This is a genomic window from Gammaproteobacteria bacterium, from assembly GCA_013001575.1.
In the GTDB taxonomy this organism is placed as follows: Bacteria; Pseudomonadota; Gammaproteobacteria; order Steroidobacterales; family JABDMI01; genus JABDMI01.
Genome location: JABDMI010000081.1, coordinates 1 through 8499, shown reverse-complemented (window position 1 = coordinate 8499; position 8499 = coordinate 1). Strand labels below are relative to the sequence as shown.

Sequence of the window (8499 nt, the reverse complement as noted above, 5' to 3'; positions counted from 1 at the left end):
AAAAGATCCTGATCCTGGACGGCGGTATGGGCACCATGATCCAGGCGCACGAATTAGAAGAAGCGGATTATCGTGGTACACGGTTTAATGACTGGCAGAACGAATTGTTGGGCAACAACGATCTTCTCACCCTGACCCAACCCGAACTGATCAAGGCAATTCATCGCGATTACTATGCAGCCGGTGCTGACATCATCGAGACCAACACGTTTAATTCCAATGCGGTGTCCATGGCCGATTACGCTATGCAGGATCTGGTGTATGAACTGAATTTTGAAGCGGCAAAACTGGCTTGTCAGGTACGTGATGAATTTAACCAGAGCTCCACATGCAAACCGAGATTCGTAGCCGGGGTTTTGGGGCCGACCAATCGTACCTGCAGTTTAAGTCCGGACGTTAATGATCCGGGATTTAGAAATATTGCCTTTGATACTTTGGTTGACGACTATAGCAATGCCACCCAGGCGTTGATCGATGGCGGGGTCAACATACTATTGGTTGAGACCATATTCGATACCTTGAACGCCAAAGCCGCCCTGTTTGCAATTGATCAGCTATTCGAAGCATCAGCACACACACTGCCTGTGATGATCTCCGGGACCATCACGGACAATTCCGGTAGAACTCTGTCCGGTCAAACCGTGGAAGCCTTTTACAATTCCGTACATCACGCCAAGCCCGTGTCTATTGGTCTGAATTGCGCCCTGGGCCCACAACAATTGCGCCAACACATGCAAGAGTTGTCACGTATTTCTGAATTTCCGGTCTCGGCCCATCCCAATGCCGGCTTGCCTAATGCATTTGGCGGTTACGACGAAACTCCGGAACAAATGGCCACAGCAATTGCAGAATGGGCAGAGCAAGGCTTTTTGAACATTGTGGGCGGATGTTGTGGCACCACCCCGGAGCATATTCGGGCAATTGCTAAAGCCGTAGAGAACATTGCCCCGCGCAGCATACCCACTATTGAGAAAGCATTACGTCTGTCAGGTCTCGAAGCGTTTAGTTACACAAACCAGGATGTGTTCGCCAATATTGGTGAACGCACCAATGTCTCTGGCTCGGCACGTTTTGCCAAATTGATCAAACAAGGTGATTTTGAAACCGCTCTGGAAGTTGCCAAACAACAAGTGGATAACGGCGCGCAAATGATCGACATCAATATGGACGATGGCTTGATCGATGCACTAGACGCCTTCCCGCATTTTCTAAAGCTTATTGCCTCAGAACCGGATATTTCCAGAGTGCCTTTGGTGCTGGATTCCTCCGATTGGGAAGTGATCGAGTCCGGACTAAAGTGTGCACAAGGCAAATGCATTATTAATTCTATTTCATTAAAAGAAGGTGAGCAAGAATTCTTGCAGCACGCCAAATTGGCCAAACGCTATGGTGCTGCAGTAATTGTTATGGCCTTTGACGAGCAAGGTCAGGCCGACACCTGTGCACGCAAGATCGAGATCTGTGAACGCGCCTATCACTTATTGCTCAAGCATGACTTTCCGGCCGAAGATATTATATTTGACCCGAACATTTTCGCCATAGCAACCGGTATGGCCGAACACAACAATTATGCGCTTGATTTTATCGAAGCAACCCGCTGGATCAAACAAAACCTGCCACACGCTAAAGTCAGTGGCGGTTTATCCAATGTGTCGTTTGCTTTTCGTGGTAATAACCCGGTACGCGAGGCCATGCATTCGGTATTCCTGTATCACGCCATCCAGGCCGGCATGGACATGGGCATAGTGAATGCCGGACAGTTGGGAATTTACGCGGACATCGAACCCAAACTTAAGGCATTAACTGAAGCGGTTGTGCTAAATACCTCGGCGGATGCTGCCGAGGCGTTACTGGACTATTCACTGACCTTGAAAAGTGAAAAGAATAAAGTGACCGAAACCGAAGTCTGGCGCGATGAGCCTGTGGAAAAGCGTCTCGAACATGCACTGGTTAAGGGCATCACCAAATACATAGTTAAAGACACCGCACAGGCTCTAAAAAAACTCCAGGATCCGTTGGCAGTCATTGAAGGACCGTTGATGGCCGGTATGAATGTGGTTGGTGACCTTTTCGGATCCGGGAAAATGTTTTTACCGCAAGTGGTTAAATCTGCGCGTGTCATGAAACAGGCGGTCGCTTATCTGTTGCCATTCATGCAAGAAAAAGATGGCGAAAACGCCAAACAAAAACCCAAAGTGTTAATGGCCACCGTAAAAGGCGATGTACATGATATTGGTAAAAATATTGTTGGGGTTATACTGCAATGCAATGGCTACGAGGTTATTGATCTCGGCGTAATGGTACCGGCGGAAAAGATCCTGGATACAGCCATCGAGCAGAATGTCGATGTCATCGGTTTGTCGGGCCTGATCACGCCATCCCTATTGCAAATGAGTCAGGTTGCCAAAGAGATGCAACGCAGAAACTTTACCCTGCCCTTGCTGATCGGAGGCGCCACCACCTCAAAATTACACACCGCTCTGAAAATCGAACCTCACTATGAAAATGCCGTTAGCCATGTCGTTGATGCCTCGCGCGCCGTGTCAACGGTGCATGCTCTTTTATCCAGGGAGCATTCTACGGACTATGTAGCTGGATTAAAGCAAGAATACGAGACCTTGCGTCAACAACGCGGGGAACAAAAACAAACCCGTAAATCCCGAAACCTGCAGGATGCACGGTCCAATCGGTTTAAATTGGACGCCTCGAAAAAAGTGACCACAGAGCCGCAATTTATTGGCAATAAAATTTTCAGCGATTACCCCCTGGCCGAACTGATCGAGCGGATTGACTGGACTCCGTTTTTCCAGACTTGGGAATTACGTGGCACTTATCCCCGAATTTTCGACGATGCAGTGGTTGGCCATGAAGCACAAAAACTGTTTGCCGATGCTCAGGTAATGTTAAAACAGATCCTTAATGAAAAATGGATTACAGCCAAAGGCGTAATTGGTTTTTATCCGGCGCAAGCGAACGATGATGATATTCAAGTATCGGTTAATGGCGGAATTGAAACCTATTATGGCTTACGCCAGCAAGGCGCTTTTAGACATGGGAAAGCCAATCACTGCTTGTCAGATTTTGTTGATGCTGTGGATGACCATATAGGATTTTTTGCGGTGAATGCAGGCATCGGAGTCGCTGAACGGGCACAGGCTTTTGAAGCGGAACACGATGATTATTCGGCACTCATGTTAAAAGCCTTGGCCGACAGGTTAGCCGAGGCCTTTGCCGAACGCTTGCACGAACGGGTACGTACGGAATACTGGGGTTATGCCAAAAATGAAAATCTGTCGAATGAAGAACTCATTAAAGAAAAATATCAGGGCATTAGACCAGCTCCCGGTTACCCCGCTTGCCCGGATCACACTGGCAAACAATTGATCTGGGATATCCTGAAACCGCATGAATCTATTGACCTGAGTTTGACCGAGAGTTTCGCCATGAACCCGGGTGCTGCGGTTTCGGGCATGTATTTTTCACATCCGGACGCCAAATATTTCGGGGTTGGCAAGATCAATGATGATCAAGTTGAGGATTACGCCACGCGGCGTGGCTGGAGCATCGAAAAAGTCAAAGAATGGCTGGCACCGAATTTAGCATCGGAAAGTTGATTTCGTCCAAGCATCGTTTTCGGTTTTCCTGTTTAGGCAAGAATCTATTCACAGCAATGAATTTCAGACAAACACTCGTAGGATGGGCAAAACGAGGTGTGCCCATCAATCACTAAGCAAACGATGGGCACGCAAGCACCGGATCGAGTCTGGCACAAGCTTTGCCCATCCTACGTACACACTTAATGTACAATACCCACCCTTTCTAGCGACCCCTTAAGTAATCATGACAATCCTGACCGAACCCCAGAAAAAACGACTGCGTGCCAAAGGCCACGACCTCAAACCCGTGGTAATGATCGGTAATAAAGGATTGACTGAAAATGTCATGAAAGAAATTGCGAATGCCCTTGAGCATCACGAGCTCATCAAGATCAAAGCGGCTGTGGGTGAGCGTGAAGAACGTGATGCCGTATTCCAGAAAATTGTGGATGAGCAGCACGCGATTCTGGTGCAACGAGTCGGAAATATGGGATTATTCTTCAAACGCAATGGCGAGAATGCGAAGATTAAGCTGTAGTAGGGTTTTCCAACAATTTTTTTCGGGAGTCTTTTGCGATAGCAAACTAAGCAATTACGCACCCTTAAAATACACCGGATCTTTCAGATCCTGTTCAATGCATTCATCCAGAAGTTTTACGATGTGTCGATTGGTGCGTTGCTTGGAAATTCCAAACGCGGTGAGATCCAGTTTTGTGAATTGTTCAGCGACTTGTTTCACGCTTGGAACCAGATTCTCTTCTTGCACGATCATGTCCAAAAAACCGGCTTCGACGGCTTCGATCGGGCCATAAATCTCGGCATTCAACACAGAACGGCGGAAATAGCGCTTACTTAAGCTGTAACGGGCTAACTCGATCCCGACATTGTGCATGGTCATGCCAATCGCGGTTTCATTCAGACCGATCTTGAAGTGCCCTTCTACCCCGATGGCGTAATCTGCACTCATGGTGATAAAAGCCGCCTTCGCGATACAATGGCCAGGCACCGCCACTATGATCGGTAAAGGGAAATTGAGCATGCGTTGGGTAAAGCGCGAACCGGTTAAAACCAGATTCTTTATCGCATCCAGCCCGTTGGCCATTTCTTTCAGGTCATAGCCACCAGACAACATGCGAATTTCACTGGTCAATACAACCACGGCCTTGTCTTTCTCGGCCTGATCGAATGCCGCGTTCAATTCAGTAAAAACCTGGCTACTCAGGGCATTGGCTTTGCCATTTTGTAATGTGACGGTGGCAATACCCTCGGAAAACGCGTAATTAACTAACTCAGACATGGTGATCCTTAGTTCAATTTGGAAAGTGTCACTTTACCGTGGCTTGACTAAGGTATCCATATTTTTTTGCTTAATTTGATTCCGAACAGACCAACATGCTTGATAAGTGACCGAATCATTTAACGCTTCTGAAACTCGGCATGGATCTCGATTTCCACCTCATCCGCGACCAGTGGAATAAATTCGTGCATACCAAAATCCGAGCGCTTGATAGTTGTTGACGCTTCAAAACCCAACGTATATTTGGCGGTGAGCATATTGACCGCGCCGCCATTGAATTTAGAACGCAATTCAATACTTTTGCTTATGCCACGCAATGTCAATTCGCCGCTGATCAACAATTGATTTCCCGATCCTTGTTTGACCTCGGTCGTAACAAACCGGATCTCCGGATATTCATGCGTAGCAAACCAGTCGGACTCCTGTAAGGTGTTTTGCAATTTTGCATTATTCACGTCCACACTTGCAGGATAGACCAGTGTATCAAGTTGCAAGGCTTGTATATTCTCGGGATCAAAGTCGAGACTGGCGTCAAAGTCATTAAATCTGCCCACGTAGGTGGACAAACCCATGTGACCAATTTTAAACACCACGGAAGTGTGGGATTTATCCAGTTGGTATTGGCCTGCACGCAGTTCGGATAATTCTGTTTTGACAGTTGGCGTGATAAACGACAAGCAGCCGCTTAACACAACACACGCCAGGATCAGATTTACGCGAACGAATCTCATACCTAGATGACCCGTTGCAGCAGAAATAATTACGGATTATGCGATCAAGTTCAGGATGAAGAATTAGGTGAGGCTTTAGGTGGCTTTAACAATAATTCGGGCGTGTTGGCCTTGTACGCTTCATACTCAGGTTCGCCACCCCAGCGTTTATCGGCGATCTCTTCGAGCATATTGACGCCACTCATGCGGGTAATCAGCAGATACACAAATACCGGAGAAATTATCGCAATCCATTGCCAGCCCACCAGCACCGGAATGCTGATAATGAACACCCCGACCCACAAAGTGATCTCTCCGAAATAATTTGGGTGACGTGACCAGGCCCATAAGCCACTTTGGATAAAGCGACCTTTATTCGCAGGGACTTTTCGAAAGGCCCGTTTTTGCTGATCCGACAGCACTTCAATCACAAATCCAAATATCCAGACAGCAAGGCCCGCATAGGCAAATCCATCGAGTGGGACATTCTTAGTCGAGGTCAGGATGACCAGTGCCGCCGCCAGGGTCAGATATACCCAAAGCCCTTGCAGTGTCCAGGCGCCAAGAAATCTCGAAAAGACCGGTTTGATCTCATCAAAGCGGGTGTCTTTACCGTCTTTACGAATACGCAAGAATAAAAACGAACCCAGACGCAGCGACCACACAATGACAAGTACAGAAACCAACAAGGCACGAGGATTGCCGGAACCGCCACCCAATACCAGTCCGAAAATGATAACCGTGAGATAAGTCAGACTGCCAGTCAGGTCATAAAAATGTTCGGTTTGAAATTTATACGCGGGGACAAAAGCGATCCACTGGATCACAAAGGCGATAACGCCCAAAACGGCATACAAAGAATAGCCATTCCATTGCACCGAGTGTGCCTGATTTGCCAGTGCCATAAGACCGGCCAATAGTAATGCCACAGAAATGATAATGATCGAACGTAGTGTTATTTTTTGCATTGTTTTTCGCTTTATTAATTATTGATTTAATTCATCACTTTAAACAGTTTCCAGACTAAAAAAAAGACCGCAAAAACGGCCTTTATTTAAAATCATTGAAAAATTTACAATCCCGTAACGTCTTCCGCTTGTGGTCCTTTGGCACCATCAGTAACTTTCATGGTTACCTTTTGGCCATCCCTTAAGGTTTTACGCCCATCGCCATTGATCGCACTAAAATGCACAAACACATCTTTGCCACCATCACGTTCAATAAATCCAAAACCTTTATCGTCATTAAACCATTTAACTGTACCTTCAACTAACTCTGACATACTTACTTTCTCTCTATACTGTGGCGCGATGTTCTCTTGCCGTAAAAAAAATACCTTCCGCAAAACCGAAAGATAAAACTATTATAGGGTAATTAGTATGCACACTGTACTTTTTTTAAGCGTTAATTTAATTCATGGACAATTGCCACTATTCTGAAAAAATACAGTATTGGCAACTCTGCGATCAAAACAATTTTTATTCATAAATCAAAGTGTTGTGAGCCATATTTAAGCTTCAACTCATTCTTTACAGTGGCCTTCAAACTCTTGACCACTAAGGCGTAAGAATGATCGATCATGGCTTTTATTTCGTTTGGCGGGACACTGCCATCCAGACAAACGGTATTCCAGTGACGTTTATTCATGTGATATCCGAGAATCACTGCAGGGAAGATCTTCCGTAACATCAAAGCCTGATCAGGGTCACATTTCAGATTCATGCGTGCTTGTTTAACTTTTTTACCTGCGTTCTCGATTAGTGAATACGCCAGGGTCGCAAACATTTTTCCTTTGACCTTATACACCGCCACATCAGGACCAAAGGGATAATCCTCTTTTGCCTCCGGTTTTTTGATCAGGTAATTGTGGGCGGCCTTGTATTTCATTTCACTATCAATGTTATCGGGATCAACTCTATCTATTATCTCCTAATAAATATTCTGCTTAAATCTCATTGACTAAGATGGCCCTTGAAGAAATTTACGGTTCGTTTCCACGCTAACTTGGCTGCCCACTCTTCATAACGCGGAGTCGAGTTATTGTGGAACCCGTGTTTGGTGCCCTCATACATATGGCGCACATAGTTTATTTTGTGCTTTTTCAAGGCTGCCTCGAAATCCGGCCAGGCGGCATTGATGCGATCATCTTTTTCAGCTGCCTGGATCATGAGATGTGCTTTGATGTTTGCCACTTCTTCTGCTGACACACCCGATCCGTAAAAAGGCACTGCAGCGGCTAATTCATCGCCCATGGTTGCGGCTAGATAATTCGAAACGCTGCCACCCCAGCAAAAGCCGGTAACGCCAAGCTTGTCGCCAGCCAATGCATGCGATTTTAAGAATCGCGCACTATTGAGCATATCGATCTTTAACTTGTCTCGGTCCAGACTTCTTTGCAATGCCCTGCCATCGTCGTCATTACCCGGATAGCCACCCACAGGATGTAAGGCGTCAGGAGCGAGTGCCAAAAAGCCCTCAACGGCTGCACGACGGGCAACGTCTTCGATGTGTGGATTCAGTCCACGATTCTCATGCACAATTAATACAGGTGGGAACGGGCCTTCACCGGCAGGTTGAACCAAATAAGCTCGCATTTCATTCGAATTACCACCGGGAGATGGATAGGTGACATAGGTCGCTTTAATGCGTTCATCGGTGAACGAGATGGTTTGAGCAGCAGCGTAGCGTGGCAACAAGGCCTCAGCCATGCTCAAGGCCGCAACTGCACCAATGGCAAGTTTGGAGGATTTACGCAGGAATTCACGTCGGTCAATAACGCCGTGACAATATTCATCGTAAAAGTCGTAGATCTTTGGGTCGATGTCTTCATTCTTCATATTCAATTCCTTAATATGTCAGTTGAGGTTTACGACAGTGACAGTTTTCAATATAAAGT

General features: G+C 46.5%; 8 protein-coding genes. 2 read left to right on the top strand and 6 right to left on the bottom strand.

Features of this window, described 5'->3' with window-relative positions:
• On the top strand, positions 1-3614 hold a 3614-nt coding region (gene metH, locus HKN88_07015; protein ID NNC97807.1), incomplete at its 5' end, for a methionine synthase.
• A 226-nt stretch (positions 3615-3840) separates the two neighbouring features.
• The gene (yhbY, locus tag HKN88_07010) at positions 3841-4134 is read left to right on the top strand and encodes a ribosome assembly RNA-binding protein YhbY (GenBank protein NNC97806.1); all 294 of its coding nucleotides are present in this window, start codon (positions 3841-3843) and stop codon (positions 4132-4134) included.
• A gap of 54 nt (positions 4135-4188) precedes the next feature.
• Here yhbY and HKN88_07005 read toward each other — a convergent pair whose 3' ends face one another.
• The 6 genes from HKN88_07005 to HKN88_06980 form a co-directional block, all read right to left on the bottom strand.
• Positions 4189-4893 carry a crotonase/enoyl-CoA hydratase family protein gene (locus HKN88_07005; protein NNC97805.1) on the bottom strand — a complete coding sequence of 235 codons (705 nt, stop codon included), beginning with the start codon at positions 4891-4893 and terminating at the stop codon, positions 4189-4191.
• A gap of 119 nt (positions 4894-5012) precedes the next feature.
• Complete coding sequence (locus tag HKN88_07000; GenBank protein ID NNC97804.1) at positions 5013-5624, bottom strand: polyisoprenoid-binding protein; 612 nt, start codon at positions 5622-5624, stop codon at positions 5013-5015.
• A 50-nt stretch (positions 5625-5674) separates the two neighbouring features.
• Positions 5675-6571 carry a DUF1295 domain-containing protein gene (locus tag HKN88_06995; GenBank protein NNC97803.1) on the bottom strand — a complete coding sequence of 299 codons (897 nt, stop codon included), beginning with the start codon at positions 6569-6571 and terminating at the stop codon, positions 5675-5677.
• A 104-nt stretch (positions 6572-6675) separates the two neighbouring features.
• Positions 6676-6885 (bottom strand): cold shock domain-containing protein, encoded by a 210-nt coding sequence (locus HKN88_06990; protein NNC97802.1) that lies wholly within the window; start codon positions 6883-6885, stop codon positions 6676-6678.
• 200 nt (positions 6886-7085) lie between these two features.
• Complete coding sequence (locus HKN88_06985; protein NNC97801.1) at positions 7086-7490, bottom strand: MmcQ/YjbR family DNA-binding protein; 405 nt, start codon at positions 7488-7490, stop codon at positions 7086-7088.
• A 65-nt stretch (positions 7491-7555) separates the two neighbouring features.
• Positions 7556-8440 carry a dienelactone hydrolase family protein gene (locus HKN88_06980; protein ID NNC97800.1) on the bottom strand — a complete coding sequence of 295 codons (885 nt, stop codon included), beginning with the start codon at positions 8438-8440 and terminating at the stop codon, positions 7556-7558.
• Positions 8441-8499: the final 59 nt, after the last annotated feature.

Bases quoted from the DNA above. Each gene is read 5' to 3' on its own strand.
- yhbY (NNC97806.1), top strand. From the start codon at position 3,841: ATGACAATCCTGACCGAACCCCAGAAAAAACGACTGCGTGCCAAAGGC.
- HKN88_06995 (NNC97803.1), bottom strand. From the start codon at position 6,571: ATGCAAAAAATAACACTACGTTCGATCATTATCATTTCTGTGGCATTA.
- HKN88_06985 (NNC97801.1), bottom strand. From the start codon at position 7,490: ATGAAATACAAGGCCGCCCACAATTACCTGATCAAAAAACCGGAGGCA.
- HKN88_06990 (NNC97802.1), bottom strand. From the start codon at position 6,885: ATGTCAGAGTTAGTTGAAGGTACAGTTAAATGGTTTAATGACGATAAA.
- HKN88_07000 (NNC97804.1), bottom strand. From the start codon at position 5,624: ATGAGATTCGTTCGCGTAAATCTGATCCTGGCGTGTGTTGTGTTAAGC.
- HKN88_06980 (NNC97800.1), bottom strand. From the start codon at position 8,440: ATGAAGAATGAAGACATCGACCCAAAGATCTACGACTTTTACGATGAA.
- HKN88_07005 (NNC97805.1), bottom strand. From the start codon at position 4,893: ATGTCTGAGTTAGTTAATTACGCGTTTTCCGAGGGTATTGCCACCGTC.